17 protein-coding genes are annotated in these 19,629 nt (G+C 55.5%); 11 read left to right on the top strand and 6 right to left on the bottom strand.

Features of this window, described 5'->3' with window-relative positions:
* The first annotated feature begins 1 nt into the window (after position 1).
* The 3 genes from QWY27_RS01340 to QWY27_RS01330 are packed head-to-tail and all read left to right on the top strand — an operon-like array spanning position 2 to position 7,751.
* Positions 2–3,094 (top strand): multidrug efflux RND transporter permease subunit, encoded by a 3,093-nt coding sequence (locus tag QWY27_RS01340; protein ID WP_290193959.1) that lies wholly within the window; start codon positions 2–4, stop codon positions 3,092–3,094.
* The gene (locus QWY27_RS01335) at positions 3,091–6,255 is read left to right on the top strand and encodes an efflux RND transporter permease subunit (protein WP_290193958.1); all 3,165 of its coding nucleotides are present in this window, start codon (positions 3,091–3,093) and stop codon (positions 6,253–6,255) included. The genes QWY27_RS01340 and QWY27_RS01335 overlap by 4 nt, the downstream gene beginning before the upstream one ends.
* Positions 6,256–6,266: 11 nt before the next feature.
* Positions 6,267–7,751 (top strand): efflux transporter outer membrane subunit, encoded by a 1,485-nt coding sequence (locus QWY27_RS01330; protein ID WP_353958756.1) that lies wholly within the window; start codon positions 6,267–6,269, stop codon positions 7,749–7,751.
* Here QWY27_RS01330 and QWY27_RS01325 read toward each other — a convergent pair.
* Genes QWY27_RS01325 through argJ form a run of 3 tightly spaced genes read right to left on the bottom strand, consistent with a single transcriptional unit; the run spans position 7,704 to position 10,778 of the window.
* Positions 7,704–8,669: a Nudix family hydrolase gene (locus QWY27_RS01325; protein WP_290193957.1), complete on the bottom strand. Its 966-nt coding sequence runs from the start codon at positions 8,667–8,669 to the stop codon at positions 7,704–7,706. The two genes, QWY27_RS01330 and QWY27_RS01325, sit on opposite strands and share 48 nt — an antisense overlap.
* Positions 8,662–9,549, bottom strand: coding sequence for an ATP-binding protein (locus QWY27_RS01320; protein ID WP_290193956.1), 888 nt, complete (start codon positions 9,547–9,549; stop codon positions 8,662–8,664). Before QWY27_RS01320 ends, QWY27_RS01325 begins: the two co-directional genes overlap by 8 nt.
* Before the next feature lie 2 nt (positions 9,550–9,551).
* Positions 9,552–10,778 carry a bifunctional glutamate N-acetyltransferase/amino-acid acetyltransferase ArgJ gene (gene argJ / locus QWY27_RS01315; RefSeq protein WP_290193955.1) on the bottom strand — a complete coding sequence of 409 codons (1,227 nt, stop codon included), beginning with the start codon at positions 10,776–10,778 and terminating at the stop codon, positions 9,552–9,554.
* 188 nt (positions 10,779–10,966) lie between these two features.
* Between argJ and QWY27_RS01310 the strand changes: the two genes are divergently transcribed.
* From QWY27_RS01310 to QWY27_RS01290, 5 genes are read left to right on the top strand one after another with little or no spacing between them, the layout of a single operon-like run.
* A complete protein-coding gene (locus tag QWY27_RS01310) occupies positions 10,967–12,133 on the top strand; it encodes an ABC transporter substrate-binding protein (protein ID WP_290193954.1) in 1,167 nt (388 codons plus the stop codon).
* A 27-nt stretch (positions 12,134–12,160) separates the two neighbouring features.
* Entirely contained in the window at positions 12,161–13,081 is a 921-nt protein-coding gene (locus tag QWY27_RS01305) for a branched-chain amino acid ABC transporter permease (RefSeq protein ID WP_290193953.1), read from the top strand.
* A gap of 2 nt (positions 13,082–13,083) precedes the next feature.
* Positions 13,084–14,025 carry a branched-chain amino acid ABC transporter permease gene (locus QWY27_RS01300; RefSeq protein WP_290193952.1) on the top strand — a complete coding sequence of 314 codons (942 nt, stop codon included), beginning with the start codon at positions 13,084–13,086 and terminating at the stop codon, positions 14,023–14,025.
* The gene (locus tag QWY27_RS01295) at positions 14,022–14,789 is read left to right on the top strand and encodes an ABC transporter ATP-binding protein (RefSeq protein ID WP_290193951.1); all 768 of its coding nucleotides are present in this window, start codon (positions 14,022–14,024) and stop codon (positions 14,787–14,789) included. The genes QWY27_RS01300 and QWY27_RS01295 overlap by 4 nt, the downstream gene beginning before the upstream one ends.
* Positions 14,789–15,493: an ABC transporter ATP-binding protein gene (locus QWY27_RS01290; RefSeq protein ID WP_290193950.1), complete on the top strand. Its 705-nt coding sequence runs from the start codon at positions 14,789–14,791 to the stop codon at positions 15,491–15,493. The genes QWY27_RS01295 and QWY27_RS01290 overlap by 1 nt, the downstream gene beginning before the upstream one ends.
* Here the strand turns inward: QWY27_RS01290 and hemL are convergent.
* From hemL to thiD, 3 genes are read right to left on the bottom strand one after another with little or no spacing between them, the layout of a single operon-like run.
* Complete coding sequence (hemL, locus tag QWY27_RS01285; protein WP_290193949.1) at positions 15,490–16,776, bottom strand: glutamate-1-semialdehyde 2,1-aminomutase; 1,287 nt, start codon at positions 16,774–16,776, stop codon at positions 15,490–15,492. The genes QWY27_RS01290 and hemL overlap by 4 nt on opposite strands.
* Positions 16,777–16,790: 14 nt before the next feature.
* Positions 16,791–17,483 (bottom strand): thiamine phosphate synthase, encoded by a 693-nt coding sequence (thiE, locus tag QWY27_RS01280; protein WP_290193948.1) that lies wholly within the window; start codon positions 17,481–17,483, stop codon positions 16,791–16,793.
* A 21-nt stretch (positions 17,484–17,504) separates the two neighbouring features.
* Complete coding sequence (thiD, locus tag QWY27_RS01275) at positions 17,505–18,323, bottom strand: bifunctional hydroxymethylpyrimidine kinase/phosphomethylpyrimidine kinase (RefSeq protein WP_290193947.1); 819 nt, start codon at positions 18,321–18,323, stop codon at positions 17,505–17,507.
* Between the two features lie 130 nt (positions 18,324–18,453).
* On the opposite strand from thiD, the gene QWY27_RS01270 reads away from it, so the two are divergent.
* From QWY27_RS01270 to ruvX, 3 genes are read left to right on the top strand one after another with little or no spacing between them, the layout of a single operon-like run.
* Complete coding sequence (locus QWY27_RS01270; protein ID WP_290194096.1) at positions 18,454–18,618, top strand: rubredoxin; 165 nt, start codon at positions 18,454–18,456, stop codon at positions 18,616–18,618.
* Positions 18,619–18,627: 9 nt separating this feature from the next.
* Positions 18,628–19,236, top strand: coding sequence for a YqgE/AlgH family protein (locus tag QWY27_RS01265; protein WP_290193946.1), 609 nt, complete (start codon positions 18,628–18,630; stop codon positions 19,234–19,236).
* Positions 19,229–19,621 carry a Holliday junction resolvase RuvX gene (gene ruvX, locus QWY27_RS01260; protein ID WP_290193945.1) on the top strand — a complete coding sequence of 131 codons (393 nt, stop codon included), beginning with the start codon at positions 19,229–19,231 and terminating at the stop codon, positions 19,619–19,621. The genes QWY27_RS01265 and ruvX overlap by 8 nt, the downstream gene beginning before the upstream one ends.
* Positions 19,622–19,629: the final 8 nt, after the last annotated feature.

Raw genomic sequence — 19,629 nt, 5'->3', positions numbered from 1 at the left:
GATGAACATCTCCCGCCCTTTTATCTTGCGACCGGTTGCGACAACGCTCGCGATGATCGCCATGTTCCTGTGCGGGCTGATTGCGTATAAGTGGTTGCCAGTCTCTTCTTTGCCAGAGGTCGATTACCCGACCATACAGACGACAACTTTTTATCCTGGTGCAAGTCCAGAAGTCATGGCGGCGTTGGTGACATCACCTTTAGAGCGGCAGTTTGGTCAAATGCCGGGCTTGAGGCAGATGACCTCAAACAGTACAACAGGCGCCTCATCCATTACGTTGCAGTTTGCATTGTCGCTGCCGCTTGATGTGGCCGAGCAGCAAGTCCAGGCTGCGATCAATGCTGCGTCCAATCTGCTTCCCAGGGATTTGCCTGCGCCGCCCATCTATAACAAAGTCAATCCCGCCGATGCGGCTGTCATCACCCTCGCGATCACATCACCGACGGTTCCTCTCCCCCAAGTCAGAGATCTGGTGGATACACGGATGGCACAAAAGATCTCGCAAGTCACCGGCGTTGGGCTTGTCACGATCGCCGGGGGACAAAAACCTGCTATGCGCATACAGGCTAATCCACAGGCGCTAGCCGCTCATGGTTTGGCGCTTGCGGATATCCGCGCGGCAGTTGTCTCGGCCAATGTGAATCAACCTAAAGGGACGCTTGATGGTCCTGTTCGTTCGACCACGATCGATGCGAACGACCAGCTGAGAAATCCTACTGACTATCGCGATCTAATTGTGGCCTATCGTAACGAGGCGCCTTTGCGTCTCGGAGATGTGGCCGAGGTTGTGATGGATGCCGAAGACTCACGTCTGGCGGCCTGGGCAAACCAGCAACCAGCGATTTTATTGAACGTGCAGCGTCAGCCAGGCGCGAACGTCATCGAAGTGGTGGATCGTATCCAGAAATTGCTTCCTCAATTGAGGGCGGCTTTACCTGGTAATCTCGATGTGATTGTGATGTCGGATCGGACGCAAACGATTCGCGCATCGGTCAAGGATGTTCAGATCGAAATGTTGATTGCGATTGGTCTCGTTGTCTTGGTGACGTTTGTCTTCTTGCGCACGCTGACAGCTACCCTGATCCCCAGCATCGTTGTTCCGCTGTCTTTGATCGGCACGTTTGGCATCATGTATCTGGTGGGTTTCAGCATTAATAACCTGACCTTGATGGCGCTGACGATTGCGACAGGTTTTGTCGTGGACGATGCGATCGTTATGATTGAAAATATCGCACGCTATCTTGAGCGCGGCGAAAAACCCATGCAGGCCGCACTAAAGGGCGCATCGCAAATCGGTTTCACACTGGTGTCACTGACCTTGTCTCTGATTGCGGTATTGATTCCTTTGCTCTTCATGACCGAAGTGGTTGGCCGTTTGTTCAGGGAGTTTGCCGTCACACTGGCCGTTGCCATTTTTCTGTCTTTGATTATTTCGCTCACACTCACGCCGATGATGTGCGCGCGGTTGTTGCGGGCAGGAAATGAGGAACAGTACGGCTGGGTGGCTCGTAAAACGCACGCCTGGATCGAGGCTTTAATCGCTAGTTATAGTCGTGGATTAAAAGTTGTCCTGAGACACCAGCCCTTGACCTTGTTCGTTGCCTTGGGAACATTTGTTCTCACAGCGCTTTTGTATCTCACGATTCCAAAAGGTTTTTTTCCCGCGCAGGATACCGGTCTGATACAAGTTGTGACGCAGGCCCCTCAAAATCTTTCTTTCAACGCGATGTCTCAGCGTCAGCAGGATGCAGTTGGCGTGATTCTGCGGGATCCAAGCGTGGCAAGCGTCGCCTCATTCATAGGCATTGATGGTGTCAATGAAACCGTCAACACGGGTCGGATTCAAATCTCCTTGCGTTCTCAAAACGAACGTGATGAAGGCGTGACGCAAGTGATGAAACGCTTGCAGGGCGAGCTCAGTGAAGTGGCGGGGCTGGATTTTTATTTTCAGCCTGTTCAGGACTTGACAGTAGAAGACCGCGTGAGTCGAACACAATACCAATTGACTCTGGAAAGCGCGAATGCAGACTTGTTGGCGCAGTGGGTTCCCAAACTGGTCGATCAGTTAAAGCTGCAGCCCGAGCTGACTGGCGTGGTGGATGACTTGCAAGAGGAAGGCCTGAATACCTTTGTCAATATCGATCGGGACGCGGCAGCGCGCCTGGGTGTCACGTCGGCCGCCATCGATGATGCGCTCTATGATGCGTTTGGTCAGAGACAGATATCGACTATTTTTACGCAATCCAACCAGTATCGTGTCGTCATTGAAGTGCCTGCGCAATTCAGGCGCGATCCTTCTTCGCTTGGATCTGTCTATGTCAAAAACAACATGGGTAAACCGATCCCTCTGAGTGCGATTGTCAAAATAACGGAAGGGCGCACTCCTTTGGTGATCAATCGTCTGGATCAGTTTCCCTCCGTCACGATTTCCTTTAATTTGACTCCGCGAACTTCACTTTCAAGCGCGGTTGAGGCGGTCTCTCGCGCAACGCAGGAAATCGGCTTGCCAGCGAGTATTCAAACACGTTTCCAGGGTGCCGCGCGCGCGTTCGAGGCATCGCTATCGAGTACTTTGCTCTTGATTCTTGCCGCCGTGATCACGATGTATATCGTCTTGGGCGTATTGTATGAAAGCTTCATCCACCCAGTCACGATTCTGTCCACGCTGCCTTCGGCTGCGATCGGTGCCTTGCTCGCACTCCTGTTGACTGGCAGGGATCTGGACATGATTGGCATTATCGGCATCATTTTGTTGATTGGTATCGTCAAGAAAAACGCGATCATGATGATTGATTTTGCGCTCGATGCAGAGCGCAAGTCTGGTTTGTCGCCAAGAGAGGCGATCGAGCAGGCTGCCTTGTTACGTTTTCGTCCGATTTTGATGACGACGCTTGCTGCGTTGTTCGGAGCGATTCCTCTTATGCTGTCCACGGGTACGGGTGCGGAGTTGCGCCAGCCTCTCGGTTTGGTGATGGTGGGGGGCTTGCTGGTGAGCCAGGTGTTGACCTTGTTTACAACACCGGTCATTTATTTGTTTTTCGATCGATTGCGTGGGCCCTCCAAGCGTACGCATACCGATCACGTGACGCCATGAATATTTCCGGTCCTTTCATCGTACGTCCGGTCGCGACGACGTTGATCTGGCTGGGCGTTGTCTTGGCTGGCTGGTTGGCGCATGGTTTATTGCCGATCGCACCTTTGCCCCAAATTGAATTGCCTGTGATTTCTGTGCGTGCCAGTATGCCTGGTGCGAGTCCGGAAGTCATGGCTGCAACGGTCGCGACGCCGCTTGAGCGTTCACTCGGAACGATTGCTGGTGTGACCGAGATGACTTCTCGCAGCACAACCGGTCAGACGCGCATCACACTACAATTCGATCTCAGTCGCGATATTGATAGTGCGGCAACAGACGTGCAAGGCGCGATTAATGCCGCGCGCGCGATGATGCCCAGTGGCTTGCAAGGCAACCCTTCATATCGGAAGGCCAATCCTTCAGCCGCGCCAATCATGACGCTGGCCTTGACGTCCGCTACTCTCTCGCAGGGCCAACTCTACGATATTGCGTCGACGACCGTCCAGCAAAAGTTGTCTCAAGTGCAAGGTGTGGGCGAGGTGCAGATCGGCGGGAGCTCTTTGCCCGCGGTGCGCATTGAGTTAAACCCTGATGCGCTGGCGCAATATGGTGTGTCCCTTGACGCGGTGCGGGCTGCGATTGCCGCTGCGAACTCAACCAAACCGAAAGGCTTGCTGGAAAACGATGTGAATCGTTGGCTCATCACCGCCAATGATCAGCTCTGGAAAGCTGCTGAATATCGACCCTTGATTGTGGCCTGGCGAAATGATGCGCCAGTTCGTCTTTCTGACATTGCCAAGGTCGAGGACTCGGTCGAGGATACGAACAACATTGGTTACTTTAATAATCAGCAAGCAATCCTGGTGCTGGTGCGTAGTGAGGCCAAGGCCAATATCATTCGGACAGTCGATGAAATACGCGCGGATCTGCCGATATTGCGCGCGATGCTACCGGCGGATGTGACCTTGAGCGTGGCACAGGATCGCACGCCCAGTATCCGTGCCTCGGTTAAAGAGGCCGAGCATACGCTCATTATTGCGATTGCTCTGGTGATGCTGGTCGTATTGGTCTTTTTGCGGAATTGGCGGGCGGCTCTGATCCCGACGGTCGCAGTCCCCGTTTCCCTGATCGGCACCTTTGGTGCGATGTATCTGCTCGAGTATTCGCTCAATACGATGTCTTTAATGGCCTTGATTGTGGCGACGGGCTTTGTGGTGGATGACGCGATTGTGGTGATGGAAAACATCATGCGTCATCTTGAACGCGGCGAGCCCGTCAAGCGCGCCACTTTGCGCGGAACGCGAGAGGTGGGGTTTACCGTTCTGTCGATGAGTATTTCTTTGATCGCTGTGTTCATTCCGATTTTGTTGATGGGCGGGTTGCCGGGCCGGTTGTTCCGTGAGTTTGCCGTCACGTTGTCAGTGGCCATTCTGATTTCAATGTTTGTGTCGCTCACGTTGACACCGATGATGGCGGCGCGACTTCTGAAACGTACTCCCCCCGAGAACCACCGGGCCAAGTCGGCAGGTTGGTTTGAGCGCCTCCTCGTGCGTGGTATGAATGCCACGATCAATGCTTACTCGCGCTCGCTGAATTGGGCCTTGGCCCACAGCCGTTTCATGATGCTGCTGCTCGCCGCGACAGTTGGGTTGAATTTTTATTTGTATGGGGTGGTGCCAAAAGGATTTTTTCCGCAACAGGACACCGGCATGATGCTCGGTTTCTTTTCAACTGATGACGGCACATCCTTCGAAGCGATGAAACCCAAGCTTGATCAGTTCCGACAGGTCTTGATGAAGGATCCGGCCATCAATACTGTGACGGCTTATGCGAGTGGACGGGGTGGGAGTAATTCGAGCTTTCTGGCTGTGCAGCTCAAACCTGTCAGTGAGCGCAAAGTACCCGTGCGTCAAGTCATCAATCGTTTGCGACCGCAGCTCGCAAGCATACCCGGCGCGCGATTGTTTTTAGTTCCACAGCAAGATATCCGAGTGGGCGGACGACAAACAAGTTCTCAATATCAATACACATTGATGGCGAGCGAGTTATCCGATCTCAAGGAATGGTTGCCGAAAGTCCAGCAAGCGATTGCCAGGCTTCCGGAGCTTGTCGATGTCGATACGGATGTGGAGGACCGTGGCAGGCAGGTCTCGATTGTCGTGGATCGGGATGCTGCGCAACGCCTGGGCGTTCCGATGGAAAGCGTTGCCGCCGTGTTGAACAATTCCTTTAGTCAACGGCAAATCTCCGTGATGTATGGCGCCCGGAATCAGTATCGTGTCGTGATGGGTGTTGCACCTCGTCATGCACAAGGCATGGAGTCATTGAGTGATGTGTATGTTTTAAGCAAGGCCGGCCAGCGTGTGCCGCTTTCCGCGTTCGCCAAATTCGAAACGACCAACGCACCGTTGAGTGTGCGTCATCAAGGTCTGCTTGCCGCAGACACGATTTCTTTTGATTTGGCGCCGGGCGTTTCGCTGGGCCAGGCGAATGCGGCGATTGATCAGGCAGTTGCGGCAATCAATTTACCCAGCGACAGAATTCAAGCCGGGTTCCAAGGCACAGCGGCTGCGCTGCAAAGTGCTTTATCCAATCAGCCATGGCTGATTTTGGCGGCAATCATCACGATGTATCTCGTGCTGGGCATGCTGTATGAAAGTACGATTCATCCGCTCACAATCTTATCGACTTTACCTTCCGCGGGTGTGGGCGCGCTGCTTGCATTGTTGATGCTCAAAACCGAATTCAGTTTGATTGCGCTGATTGGCGTATTTTTACTGATCGGTATTGTCAAGAAAAATGCCATCATGATGGTCGATTTTGCGCTGGATGCCCAGCGGCGACTGGGAATGACCTCGCGCGAAGCCATCCACCAGGCTTGTTTAACAAGGTTTAGGCCGATTCTGATGACAACCTGCGCAGCTATTTTTGGTGCGATGCCGTTGGTGTTCGCAACGGGTGCGGGGGTGGAGTTGCGCCAACCGCTTGGCATTACGATTCTTGGTGGATTATTGGTGAGTCAGCTCTTAACCCTCTACACTACACCTGTCGTGTATTTGTATCTGGATCGTTTGCGCTTGTGGCTGAGTGCGAGGTCACTCGCCCGTGAAGCCTCCCGATCCGCTGCAAATGACGCCCGTTTAGATATTTCTTCCTCCCATCCACCTTCAACGCCACGATGAGGTCTGATCTGTTGAGCAAGCGAGTCAATATCTTGAAGCGGATCTGTCGTGTTGCGAGCGCGGGGGGCATGGTCTGGATGATGGCTGGCTGTATGGTGGGGCCGGATTATGTTCGTCCCACCATCGATGTCGGCACACAATTCAAGGAAACGCCCGGGTGGAAGGTTGCGCGTCCTGCTGCGGATGTGCCGCGGGGCCCCTGGTGGTCCATGTATCGAGATCCGGTGTTGAGCGAGCTGATCACGGAGCTTAACGCTACAAACCAGAATATCGCGCTGGCCGAGGCGCGATTCAGACAGGCTGTGGCGGTGACACAGGGTGCGCGTGCGCCTTTGCTGCCCTCTCTTTCTGCGACAGCCAACACCACGCGAAGCGGGGGCGGAGTGTCAGGGGTCACGAGCGGTGCCGTGACCGGTTACGGCTTGAATGCTCAAGCCAACTGGCAGCTGGACATTTGGGGAAGTATTCGTCGCAATATCGAGTCGACTGATGCCACCGAGCTCGCCCTGGCGGCAGATGTCTCGGGCGCCAGGCTGACTGCCCAGACCGCGATGACGCTTGCGTATTTGCAAGTGCGTGTCCTTGATGAGCAGCGTCGGCTGTTGTCTGCCACAGTAGAAGCCTATGAGCGTGCGCTGAAGCTGACGCAGAATCGCTATAACGCCGGTATCTCGGGTCAAGGCGATGTCGCGGTGGCGAGTACGCAGTTGAACAGCGCGCGTGCGCAGCTGATCGATTTAGAACAGCAACGCGCGGTATTTGAAAATGCGGTGGCTGTCTTGCTGGGACGTCCGCCTTCCACGTTTGCGATTGCGCCGGCCAAGGTGCCGTTGATACCGCCCGCCGTCCCTGTCGGCCTCCCTTCGGAGCTGTTGGAGCGTCGTCCGGACATTGCTGCAGCCGAGCGCCGGACGGCAGCGGCGAATGCGCAAATTGGTGTGGCAACCGCGGCCTGGTTTCCCAGTTTGACGCTGAACGCCAGCGGAGGATTTCGCAGCAATGATTTCACGCAATGGTTCAGCGCCCCCGCTCAAATCTGGGCGCTTGGACCTCAATTGGCCGCTTTGATTTTTGATGGGGGCGCCCGACAAGCTCAAATCAGCCAGGCTCGCGCGCAGTTCGATGCGCAGGCGGCCATCTACAGACAAACGGTATTGACTGCATTGCAGGAGGTTGAAAATGCGATGGTGCAGATGCGGGTCTTTGAGCAAGAAGAGATTGTGCAAAAACTGGCGGTTCAGTCTGCGCAGCAATCTTTACGTCTCGCACGCAACCAGTACGATCAGGGACTGATCGATTATTTAAGCGTGGCGGTGCTTGAAACTACGGCACTAAATAACGAGCGTACCTATATTACTTTGGTGGGCAATCGTTTTGCCGCCAGTGTGCGCCTGGTTGCGGCGCTGGGTGGTGGATGGTCCGCAGAAGACCTCAAGAGTCTCGACGACTCAGGCAATCCAACCACGAATCCCAGCAAATCCGTGCCCACCAACTGATTGTGCCTTGGCAAGCGTGGCGGCAGATTGACCACCTAGTGCAAAAACAGGTAGGCCGGCCTGCGAGTTGAGTTGAGCAAAGGCTTCCCAGCCGATGCCTGGGTGTCCGGGATGAGATGCAGTGGGCAAGACAGGACCGAGTACTGCAAAATCTGCGTCCAGTGCACGGGCATGCTCAAGTTCGGCAAGCGTGTGGGTAGACACACCGACGCGTTGACCCTCTTGTAGTGTGGGTCTGGCAGACAGGCGCGCGGCATCTTGCGTGCGCAAATGCACGCCATCGGCCTCGTGCCACCAGGCCTCGGGATGAATACTGTTGACTAGAACGCGTGCGCCGGCAGCATGGCAACGCGCCATGACAAGCCTGAGGGCCTGATGCAGGTCCTCGCTGTCGGGTCCACCCGGCCACCCCGGTTCACGCCATTGAAATAATCGAATGCCTGCCTTCAAGCCTTGATCGAGCTTCGTTAAAAACTGAGGCAACAGTTGAGGCGAACCCGCTGAGGAGATGGCATAGATGGTTGGCAATTGCAGCCAGCGCAGAGGTGGATAGGTCGCAGGCAGGAGTTGGGGAACGTCCTGCGCAGAGTCGATCGGTACCCAGCGCAGTGACTGCCCTTCGAGACCCTGTGGCTCCCCAGTCCAACCGGTGACGCGGCAAAAGGCGAGGCGAACGGTCGTGGTGGGATAAGTATGTACATAGGTGACCCAGGGCGTTGCCTGGGTCACGGTGATGCCAAGTTCCTCGCGTAGTTCACGGGTCAGGGCCTGTAGGACGGTTTCGCCGGGTTCAAGCTTGCCGCCGGGAAGCTCCCACCAACCCGGCCAGGGCTTATCAGCTGGCCGATTGCCCAATAGCACGGTGTCATCGGGTCGCAGTAAAACGCCCACTGCGACGTCAATGATTTTGTCAGGCATTGCGAGCAGCCCAGTCGCGCGCAAAGTGCCAAGCGACTCGCCCCGAGCGCGAACCGCGTTCGAGTGCCCATTGCAACGCCTCGGTGCGGGAGGCTAGCACGCTTGTTTCCGAGCAACCCAGCGTGCGCAACCAGTGATAAACAATATCCAGATAGTCGTCTTGGCGGAAGGGGTAGAAGGATAACCACAAGCCGAATCGCTCTGACAGCGAGATTTTTTCTTCGACTGTTTCACCTGGATGCAACTCTCCGTCTGCACCGTGTTTGGCCTGAAGATTTTCGCTCATGTACTCGGGCATGAGATGGCGGCGGTTTGAAGTGGCATAAATCAAGACGTTGTTACCCGTCGAGGCGGCTGAGCCATCGAGGACCGATTTGAGTGCTTTATAGCCGGACTCACCTTCCTCGAAAGACAGGTCGTCGCAAAAAACAATGAATTTTTCTGGACGCTTGGCAACCAGATCGACGATGTCGGCTAAATCGCCGAGGTCGGATTTATCCACCTCTATCAATCGCAGGCCGCGATCACCGTATGCGGCGAGCATGGCTTTGACGAGTGAGCTCTTACCAGTGCCGCGCGCGCCTGTCATGAGCACATTATTGGCTGGCTTGCCTTCGATGAAATGGCGCGTATTACGATCGATAATGTCTTTTTGACGTTCAATGTGCTGGAGGTCTTCGGTGTGGATCAATGAGACATTGGCGATCGCATCGAGCCAGCCGTGTGACGTGCCACGCTTGCGCCACCGAAAGGCGCGCGCGTCCCAGTTGGTCGCGGGCGGAGCCGGCGGCAGCCAGGCTTCGAGTTGCGTGAGCACGCGTGTGGCACGCGCAAGCAGGTCGGCCATATCTTGGCCGGTAGTCGGTGTAGAGGCTGTCATGATTAGGATCTGTAATCTGCGTTGATGCTGACGTACTCGTGCGAAAAGTCGCAGGTGTAAACGGTGTCTGAGACATTGCCGCGTCCAAGCGCGATGCGCACAAGGATTTCCGGCTCTTTCATGATGCGCTGACCATCTGCTTCTTGGTAGTCAGGGTTGCGTCCACCCTTGGTAGCGACCAACACATCGCCCAGCCAGAGTTTGACGCCACTGACATCGAGGTCCGTGATGCCGGCGTAGCCAATGGCCGCCAGAATCCGTCCGAGGTTTGGATCGCTGGCAAAAAAAGCCGTCTTGACCAGTGGCGAGTGCGCGACTGCGTAAGCAACTTGCAGTGCTTCTTCGGTGGTCTTGGCTTCCTGAACCTGGATGGTCATGAATTTGGTGGCGCCTTCGCCATCGCGCACGATTTTCTGTGCGAGATCCGTTGCGGCTGCGGCAAGCGCGGATTTGAGCGCTGCGTATTGCGGATGCGAGGTGCTGTCAATCGTCAGACCGCTTTTGCCCGTCGCAATCACAATGAAAGAATCGTTTGTTGACGTGTCGCCGTCGATCGTGATGCGATTGAAGGATACATCGGCGAGTTCTCTGGCGAGTTGGTTGAGTAGCGGCTGGGCAATCCCGGCGTCGGTCGCCAGATAACTCAGCATGGTCGCCATATTTGGGCGAATCATGCCAGCGCCTTTGCTGATACCGGTAATCGTGATGGTTTGACCACCAAGCTTGAGACGTTGAGAGTGAATCTTGGGTAGGGTGTCGGTCGTCATGATGCCATGCGCGGCCGAAACCCAGTTGTTCTCACTGAGATTGCCGAGCGCGCCAGGCAAACCGGCTTTGATGCGGTCGACTGGCAGGGGCTCGAGAATCACGCCTGTGGAAAACGGCAGAATTTGCTTGCTATCGATTCGCATCAGGGCGGCAAGTGCCTGGCAAGTCTCGTAGGCGGCTTGCATGCCGGGTTCGCCGGTCCCGGCATTGGCGTTTCCCGTGTTGATGACAAGCGCGCGGATCTCGCTTGCGCTGGCCAGATGTTGTTGGCAAACCAGCACAGGTGCCGCGCAAAATCTGTTGCGGGTAAACACACCTGCTACGGTGGCGCCGGGGCTAAGACGGAAAACCGTCAAGTCGCGGCGGTTTGCCTTGCGGATACCGGCTTCTGTGACGCCGATTTCAACGCCTGCAACGGGATAGACCAAGTCATCGGAGGGGATGTGCAAATTAACGGCCATGTCTGTTCTGCTAAAAAGGTTGAGCAAGATGCCATTATTACCTGTTTTGACCCCCCATGAGCTTGCCTTGAGTGGTTCTGGGCGTAGCTTGAATGCTTTCCCACGCCTGTTCACCTGCTACTATTTGCGCTGTAGTAGCTGCCCCCTTTTGCCCTGATTCGGGCGATTGATCGTTCAGGAGACTTTTTATGCGTTTAGTAAAGCAACTTCTTGCTCTGGCCGCACTTGTGCCTGGATTGGCATTTGCCCAGGCACCAATCAAGGTCGGTATTGCCAATGATTTATCCGGTCCTTTTGCCGCCTTGGGCGCAGAAGCGCGTGATGGATTCAATCTGGCGATCAAACAGTTGGGAGGCAAGCTTGGCGGCAAACCTGCCGAATTTTTACAGACTGATATGGGCGGAAATCCAGATCAGGCGCGCCAATTAGTCAATCGCTATATTCAGCGTGACAAAATCGACTTTTTTACCGGTCCGATTGGCTCAAACGTCGCCTTGGCAGTGGGCCCTGCGCTATTCGCTGCCAAGATTCCCTATCTTTCGAATAACCCAGGCCCCAGTCAATTTGCAGGCGCCCAGTGTAATGACTACTGGTTTGGCGTGTCCTATCAGAATGATGCGTTCCATGAGGCAGCTGGCAAGGTTGCCGCGGACCGTGGTTTTAAAAACATGGTCATCATTGCGCCCGATTATCCAGCCGGCAAGGACGCACTCAATGGTTTCAAGCGGGGCTATAAAGCCGCAGTGGGCCAAGAGGTGTACACAAAGCTTGGTCAGATTGACTATGCCGCTGAACTGGCCCAGTTGCGTGATGCCAAGCCCGATGCTGTCTACATCTTTTTGCCAGGCGGCATGGGGATCAACTTCATCAAGCAGTTTGTCTCTGCAGGGTTGAATAAGACGGTCAAGCTGGTGGGGCCTGGTTTTTCAGCGGACGAGGATGTGATCCGCGCGGTCGGCGATCCAATGCTTGGCATGTTCAATACCGCGCAGTGGGCACATGATCTGGACAATCCACAGAACAAAAAATTTGTTGAGGCCTTCCGCAAAGAGTATAAAAATCGCATGCCCTCTGTGTATGCCGCGCAGGCTTACGATGTGATCATGGCCATCGATGCCGCGGTTAAAGCGACAAACGGAAATGTGGCTGATCGCGCTGCGGTCTTGGCGGCTCTCAAGAAAGCAGACTTCTCATCCGTGCGTGGGCCTTTTACGTATGGCGTGAATAATTTCCCCATTCAGCCTTACTACGTGCGCGTGATTGAAAAAGCTCCCGATGGTCAAATCACCAATAAGCTGGTGGGCAAAGTCTTTGACTCCTATCAGGACGTTTATGTCGGTCAATGCAAGAAATAAGCACCTCCTCATAGACGACTGGATCGAATGAGTTCAACACTGATCGCCGAGCAGCTGCTTAATGGACTGCAATTCGGCTTGATGTTGTTTTTGATCGCGGCGGGCCTGACGCTGGTGTTTGGGATTCTCGATATCCTGAATGTCGCGCATGGCTCGCTTTATATGGCGGGCGCTTATGTCGCGGCCCAGACCATGCAGGTCACACAATCTTTTGTGGCGGCTGTCGTGGTTGCCGCAGTCGTGACCGGTTTGGTGGGGCTGGTGCTTGAACTGGTCCTCATTCGTAAACTGGTGATACGTGATCATCTGGCCCAGGTTCTTGGGACCTTCGCGGTCATTTTGATTGCCAATGATGTGATCAAAATGATCTGGGGACCCGCACCCATGATGATGAGTATGCCCCAGTCCTTGTCCGGGCCTGTTCAGTTGTTACCGGACTTGTTGTATCCGGCGTACCGGCTGCTGATCATCGCGGTGGGGCTGGCCGCCGCCCTCGGGCTGTACCTCTTTGTCACGCGCACGAGAGCAGGCGTATTGGTGCGAGCCGGAGCATCCAACCGTCAGATGGCAACCTTGATGGGCGTGCGCGTTCCGCTTTTGTTTCTGGGTGTCTTTGTGCTTGGAGCCATGTTGGCGGCACTTGCCGGTGCTTTGCTGGGCCCGGTGACGGCCATTCAAACCGGGATGGGCGAGCAGATCTTGATTTTGGTGCTTGTCTGCATCGTCATCGGCGGGATTGGATCCATGCGCGGGGCTTTTGTCGGTGCTTTATTGGTGGGCTTTGTCGATACTGCCGGCCGCGCTTTTTTACCTGCCTTGCTGAAAGCGTTTTTTTCGCCAGCAGTCGCATCCAGCGTCGGACCGACTTTGGCGGCGCTGTCCATCTATATCCTGATGGCAGTTGTGTTGGTATTTCGACCCTCGGGTCTTTTTCCTGCGCGTGGTTGAGCATGCGCAAGCTTTTGACTTCGAACAGTTTGTCTGTCCTGGGCCTGGTGCTGCTGCTGGTGTTTCCACTCGTCGCACCCTCACTCAATCTTGATTTTTATATTTCGTTTGTGCGCCGGGTATTGATTTTTGCGTTGGCGGCAACGAGTTTGAATTTTATTTTGGGTTATGGCGGGATGGTTGCGCTCGGGCATGCCGCTTTTTTTGGTGCGGGCGCCTATGTGGTGGCGATGCTCTCGGTGCAAGGGATCGCTCAGGCGCTGATCGCGTGGCCCGTTGCAATGATCGTGGCGGGCGTGCTGGCCTTCGTGATTGGTGCGATCTCGCTGCGCACGCGTGGCGTGTATTTCATCATGATCACGCTCGCTTTCGCGCAGATGGTGTTTTATCTCTTTATCTCTTTGCGTCAGTACGGCGGCGAGGACGGTATAAATTTGAGTGGTCCCACAGTTTTTCCCGGTCTCAATCTCGCGGATGACCGGACGTTTTATTATGTGGTGCTGGTGCTTGTGCTGATTTGCCTGTGGGGGTTGAATCGTTTGATTCAGGCGCGTTTTGGACAGGCTTTGCAAGGCATTCGCGAGAATGAGGCGCGGATGGAGGCCTTGGGCTATCCAGTTTTTCGAATCAAGTTGTTGGCCTTTGTCATCGCGGGTGTGATGGCGGGTCTCGCGGGTGCTTTACTCGCGAGTCATAACCAGTTTGTTTCGCCAAGTCTGATGCATTGGACGGCTTCGGCCAACCTGATCATCATGGTGATTGTCGGAGGGATTGGTTTGCGTTACGGTGGGCTTGTCGGCGCAGCGGTGATGCTGTGGCTGGAGGAGGTTCTGCGCCTCTATACCGATTATTGGCACTTGCCTCTTGGTGTGTTGTTGCTTGTGATTGTGTTGTTTGCACCACGCGGCCTCGCGGGTCTGGTGCAAAAGGGGCGATCGGCATGAGCCAGTCTACCCACACACCTATTCTTTTGGCAGAGCAACTCACTAAACGCTACGGGGCGTTGGTAGCCTGCGATCAGGTGTCACTGTCACTGAACCCGGGTGAAATTCATGCGCTGATTGGTCCAAATGGCGCAGGCAAATCGACATTGATCCATTTGCTTTCTGGCTCTGTGGCGGCCGATAGTGGTCGATTGGCCCTCAAGGGTCTTGACGTTACCCGTCTCAGTCTGCACCAGCGTGTCGCGGCGGGGTTGTCGCGTTCATATCAAATCACCAATATTTTTAAACAGTTCACTGTCTTTGAGAACTTGTTGTTGGCGGTACAAGCCAGCGCCGGGAGCAGCTTTAGTTTCTGGCGGCCCCGTCGCGAGGATCAAGCGCTCTATCAAACTGCCGAGCGTTTGGCGCATGAATGTGCGTTATCGCCAGAAATATGGGGTGTGACAGCGGGTACATTGCCTCACGGCGAGCAACGCAAGCTCGAGTTCGCGTTGGCTCTGGCCTGTCAACCATCAGTATTGCTGCTTGATGAGCCCATGGCAGGAATGGGTCCGGATGAAACACTTAAATTGACAGAGCTGATTGCGTCGATGCGCGGACGCACAACCATGTTGCTGGTTGAGCACGATATGCAGGCTGTGTTCCGACTGGCGGATCGTATCTCTGTGCTGGTGTATGGTCGTATGATCGCGACGGGTACGCCAGAGGAAATCAGAAATCATGCCGCTGTCCGCGAAGCCTACCTGGGTGAGGAGCACGCCTGATGTTGCACGCTCATCGCATTCAGAGTGGTTATGGTCTGAGTAAGGTGTTGTTCGATGTTTCACTCGACATCGCGCGCGGCGAAGTCGTCGCCTTGCTCGGTCGCAATGGCATGGGTAAAAGCACGCTTGTACGCACCCTGTTTGGTCAGCTTCCCTTGTCAGCGGGCACGCTGAGCTTTGAGGGGCAAAATATTGCTGGCTGGGACTCCGATCGGATTGCGCGACTCGGCTTGGCGATTGTGCCCGAAGGACGACAGTGTTTTCCAAATTTGACTGTGAGAGAGCATCTCACCGCATTTGCCGCGCAACGTAACCCTGACAGTCGCGAGCCCTGGGATGTCGAACGGGTCTTTGAGATGTTCCCGCGTTTGCGCGAGCGTGCACGTAACATGGGCAATCAGTTGTCGGGTGGCGAGCAGCAGATGCTGGCGATTGGACGCGCTTTAGTAACGAATCCCAAGCTGCTAGTCTTGGATGAGGCAACGGAAGGCTTGGCCCCGCTCGTTCGCGAAGAAATTTGGCAATGCCTCGCACGCTTGCGCGAGAGTGGTCAGACTATCCTTGTGATCGACAAGTATGTCGAGCGTTTATTGACACTTGCTGATCGTCATGTGATTTTGGAGCGAGGCTCGGTTGTCTGGCAAGGGAGCTCCGCACAGCTTGATGCGGACCGCTCCCTCTGGACACGCTTTCTGGGTGTTTAGCCTTTTGCCAAGCGAGCGAACACTTTATCCGCCGCGGCGATGGTGGCGTTGATCACACTTTCATCATGTGTCGCCGACACAAAGCCCGCTTCGTAAGCTGAAGGTGCGAAGTACACGCCTTCGTCGAGCATGGCATGGAAAAACACTTTGAACATCTCGATATTGCTGGCCGATACTTCTGCCAGTGTGGTCGGGACTTTATTGGAAAAATACAAGCCGAACATGCCGCCTTCGCTGTCCGCACTAAAAGGGATGCCGTGCGCATGGGCGCGTTCGGTGAGGCCTTTGGTCAATGCGCGCGTTTGTTTGTCCAAGGCTTCGTAAAAACCTGGTTTGGACAAAAGTTTGAGTGTCGTGATGCCCGCGGCGACAGCGACAGGATTGCCTGACAGTGTGCCAGCCTGATAGACGCCGCCCAGAGGGGCGATGTTTTTCATCACCTCGGTGCTCCCGCCAAAAGCGCCAATCGGCATGCCGCCACCGATGACCTTTGCCAGTGTGGTGATGTCGGGCTTGATGCCTGTCAGACCTTGTACGCCTTGAGGACCTACGCGAAAGCCTGTCATGACTTCATCGAAAATCAACAGGGCGCCATGCGCTGTACATTCGGTGCGCAGTGTTTCAAGAAACCCTGCAACGGGTTTGACCATATTCATGTTGCCAGCGATCGGCTCGACGATGACACAGGCGATTTCTTTGCCATGTTGCGCAAAAGCCGCTTGAACGCCTGCGATATCGTTGTAGTCGAGGACGATCGTATGCGCGACAAACTCTGGCGGTACGCCTGCCGAGGTCGGGTTACCGAATGTCAGCAAGCCTGAGCCTGCTTTGACCAACAAGCTGTCCGCATGACCGTGATAGCAGCCTTCGAACTTGATGATTTTGTTTCGGCCGGTTGCACCGCGCGCCAGACGAATGGCGGTCATAGTGGCTTCGGTGCCTGAGCTCACCAGACGGACCTGTTCGATTGAGGGCATGCGTTCGATCAGCATTTCAGCGATGACCACCTCTGTTTCGGTCGGTGCACCGTAGGACAAACCATGCACGGCCGCGTCCTGAACGGCGCGAACAACCTCAGGATGTGCGTGGCCAAGAATAGCCGGGCCCCAGGAGCCGATGTAGTCGATATAACGCTTGTCATCGGCATCCCAGAAGTAAGGACCTTGTGCGCGCGCGACAAAACGTGGCGTGCCCCCGACGGAGCGAAAAGCTCGAACGGGCGAATTGACGCCACCAGGAATGCTGCGACAGGCGCGTTCGAAAAGTTCAACGTTGCGTGACATAAAAAATACTCCGTTCAGACGGGAGAGGTGAATGTGGAATGAGGGGAGGAGGGGTACCCATGCTTAAAGGGCGCACTGAGCGCCCGTGCGGCGGCTTCGATATCGGGGGCAAGAAACAGACTGCCAACGACGGCGATGCTGTCAGCCCCGGCCGCAGCCAGCGTGGCGGACTGAGCAATGCCGATCCCTCCGATCGCCACCACTGCAGGTCTGGGCGAGGGTAGAGCCTGACAAAGGGCTTGTCCTGCGCGCAACACCTCGAGTGGCGCGGTCGGGGCGTGTGGCTTGGTTGATGAGGCGTACATCGCGCCAAATGCAATGTAGGCGACTTGATGCTGAAGCAAGTGTTGCGCACGCGCGGGGTCTGCGTAACACGAGACACCCAACAGCATCTCTGGTCCGATCTCGCGGCGCACCAGTGCCGGATCATCGTCATGTTGACCGACATGCACACCATGCGCGCCAAGCTCGAGCGCGAGTCGCCAGTCATCGTTTATTAAAAACACAATATCGAGTTCCCGGCAGACATTTAGCAAGCCTGTTGCGAGGTGGCGACGCAGGTCAGGTGTGGCGGTTTTATGACGCAATTGCAACGCCTTCATACCACCACGCGCCGCGGCTCGCACCGCTTGCTCCAGACGCTTGGCATCATCCCAGTCCGGCGTCACGCCGTACAGACCGGTCGGAAATTTGAGTGGGTTTGGCATAGGCGACTCTGGATCTTTAAGTTAGGGCGCAATCGGAATGCGACGCGCGATCAGGTGACCCATCCCGGGCTGGAAGGACTGTAGCAGGGCCTGGCTCGCATGCGCGCAGGCCTGCTCAGCGGCCTTGGGGACACTCAGGCCCCTTGCCAACAGACTCGCGAGTGCCGTGGCCACTAAACCACCAGAGTCGCGCGTGCGCTCCGGCAAAAGGGGGCACGGCCAGGAGATGGTTTCATTTTCCGGTCCAGTCAGCACATTGGCCATATGTCCGGGGCGTTGCTTGACGCCAGTCACCAGAACCCACTGCGCTCCGATTGCCTGCAGCGCTTGAGCGCCACCGGCATGGCCGGAGGCTTCCATGACCTCTTCTGTGATCCACTGTGTCAGGCGACGCGCTTCGATCACCACGACATGCGCCTGGGGTACCAGTAACTCGATGATGGCACCGACGAGATCTTCGACCTCGTCCTCTTCCTCGGCAGGGGTTTCCGTGTCGATTTCCGGGGCGCCAAGGTGTAAAACCAGAGGGATCTGGCTGTAATCCGCGGCGATTTGCGCCACTGCGCTCACGGCTTCGATCGAGGAAAGTGCGCCAACCTTGATCGCCTGGACAGGGATGTCCTCCAGAACGCAGCGGGCTTGATCATCGATTTGATCGGCCGAGCAAGGGAGTACTGACTCACTTTTGGCGCTGTCCTGAATGGTAATAGCCGTTAAGGTTGAAAGGGCATGACCCCCCAGTGCTGCGCAAGTGATAACGTCCGCAGGCAAGCCGTCTGAACCTGTCGGGTCAAACGGGCCAAAAATCAGTGTGACAGGTGTTGAATTCGGTTGATTCATGTCAAAACGACAAGCGATGTGTAGGCACGCATGGGTTGGTTTCGGTAAGATTGACCCCATTGTAAGAGATGACCCGTTTTACTCGTCCTTTTCCTTTAGGGCAGACGGGTTCCACTAAAAAGAGAGAATGATGCGTACTTGGATGTGTTTGATTTGCGGCTGGATTTATGACGAAGAAACTGGCTTGCCTGAAGAAGGGATTCCAGCTGGAACTCGCTGGGAAGATGTCCCCCCTAACTGGGTTTGCCCCGAGTGCGGTGCGCGTAAAGAAGACTTTGAGCTTATGGAGATCTGATCGACACACATGATGGATGATACGCAACGCACTCCTGAAACCGTGACGGACCTCTCCAATCAGTTTTTGATGGCGATGCCCGGGTTGGTGTCTGGAGATTTGGCTGGTACGGTCATTTATTTGTGTGAACATGGCCCCAAGGGAGCCTTGGGTCTTGTGATCAATCGGCCAACCGACCTGAGTCTGGCTGGCTTACTTGAAAAAATTGATCTCAAACTCGAAATCGCCCCTGGACAGACGGCCGAGCAACATCCGGCCCATCTCCCCGCGGTGTTTTTCGGCGGCCCGGTTCAGACTGACCGCGGTTTTGTGTTGCACGCTCCTGCAGGGAATTACAGCTCGAGCATCAAGCTGGGCCGAATGGCGCTGACCACCTCTCGAGACGTTTTGGAAGCCGTTGCGCAAGGGCAGGGCCCTGAACAGATGCTGGTGACACTCGGTTACGCAGGTTGGGGGGCGGGTCAGCTTGAAAACGAGTTGGCTCAGAACGCCTGGCTGAGTGTACCCGCGCAGGAGAACATTATTTTCGATACCCCGCCCAAGGACCGATATCCTGCCGCCTTGAAGCTGCTCGGGATCGATCCTGTCATGCTGACGGGTACGGCAGGGCATGCCTGAAGAAACACTCCTTGCGTTTGATTACGGCGCTAAAAAACTTGGCGTGGCGCTCGGTAATACCTTGCTCAGGCAAGCGCGCCCGCTCGAGATAATTCTGGAAGCGACGCGCGTGGGACGGTTTGCCCGTATCGAGGCCTTGCTCAAGCGTTGGGAACCCCAGCGGCTGGTGGTAGGCTTGGCCCTCTCGACAGACGGGAGTGAACAATACGCGAGCCAGCACTGTCGGCGTTTTGCCAGACAGCTCGAGGGGCGCTTTGGTTTGCCAGTCGTGTTGGTCGATGAGCGGGGCTCCAGTGTGCAGGCCCAAAAAATTACCGGGAATGATCCTGATGATGCGGTCGCAGCGGCTATTATTTTGCAGCGTTATTTTGATGCGCTGGCTTAGGTTCAATT

The sequence above is a fragment of the Zwartia vadi genome (assembly GCF_030410375.1).
Taxonomy (GTDB): Bacteria; Pseudomonadota; Gammaproteobacteria; order Burkholderiales; family Burkholderiaceae_B; genus Zwartia; species Zwartia vadi.
Note: the sequence above shows the minus strand (reverse complement) of the source record. Positions and strands in the feature narration are given on the sequence as shown.

Excerpts from the sequence above, each read along its gene's own strand:
- thiE (WP_290193948.1), bottom strand. The coding sequence starts at position 17,483 with ATGCCAAACCCACTCAAATTTCCGACCGGTCTGTACGGCGTGACGCCG.
- argJ (WP_290193955.1), bottom strand. The coding sequence starts at position 10,778 with ATGGCCGTTAATTTGCACATCCCCTCCGATGACTTGGTCTATCCCGTT.
- QWY27_RS01270 (WP_290194096.1), top strand. The coding sequence starts at position 18,454 with ATGCGTACTTGGATGTGTTTGATTTGCGGCTGGATTTATGACGAAGAA.
- thiD (WP_290193947.1), bottom strand. The coding sequence starts at position 18,323 with ATGAATCAACCGAATTCAACACCTGTCACACTGATTTTTGGCCCGTTT.
- QWY27_RS01300 (WP_290193952.1), top strand. The coding sequence starts at position 13,084 with ATGCGCAAGCTTTTGACTTCGAACAGTTTGTCTGTCCTGGGCCTGGTG.
- QWY27_RS01335 (WP_290193958.1), top strand. The coding sequence starts at position 3,091 with ATGAATATTTCCGGTCCTTTCATCGTACGTCCGGTCGCGACGACGTTG.
- QWY27_RS01310 (WP_290193954.1), top strand. The coding sequence starts at position 10,967 with ATGCGTTTAGTAAAGCAACTTCTTGCTCTGGCCGCACTTGTGCCTGGA.
- QWY27_RS01325 (WP_290193957.1), bottom strand. The coding sequence starts at position 8,669 with ATGCCTGACAAAATCATTGACGTCGCAGTGGGCGTTTTACTGCGACCC.
- QWY27_RS01340 (WP_290193959.1), top strand. The coding sequence starts at position 2 with ATGAACATCTCCCGCCCTTTTATCTTGCGACCGGTTGCGACAACGCTC.
- hemL (WP_290193949.1), bottom strand. The coding sequence starts at position 16,776 with ATGTCACGCAACGTTGAACTTTTCGAACGCGCCTGTCGCAGCATTCCT.
- QWY27_RS01320 (WP_290193956.1), bottom strand. The coding sequence starts at position 9,549 with ATGACAGCCTCTACACCGACTACCGGCCAAGATATGGCCGACCTGCTT.
- QWY27_RS01295 (WP_290193951.1), top strand. The coding sequence starts at position 14,022 with ATGAGCCAGTCTACCCACACACCTATTCTTTTGGCAGAGCAACTCACT.
- QWY27_RS01265 (WP_290193946.1), top strand. The coding sequence starts at position 18,628 with ATGATGGATGATACGCAACGCACTCCTGAAACCGTGACGGACCTCTCC.
- QWY27_RS01305 (WP_290193953.1), top strand. The coding sequence starts at position 12,161 with ATGAGTTCAACACTGATCGCCGAGCAGCTGCTTAATGGACTGCAATTC.
- ruvX (WP_290193945.1), top strand. The coding sequence starts at position 19,229 with ATGCCTGAAGAAACACTCCTTGCGTTTGATTACGGCGCTAAAAAACTT.
- QWY27_RS01290 (WP_290193950.1), top strand. The coding sequence starts at position 14,789 with ATGTTGCACGCTCATCGCATTCAGAGTGGTTATGGTCTGAGTAAGGTG.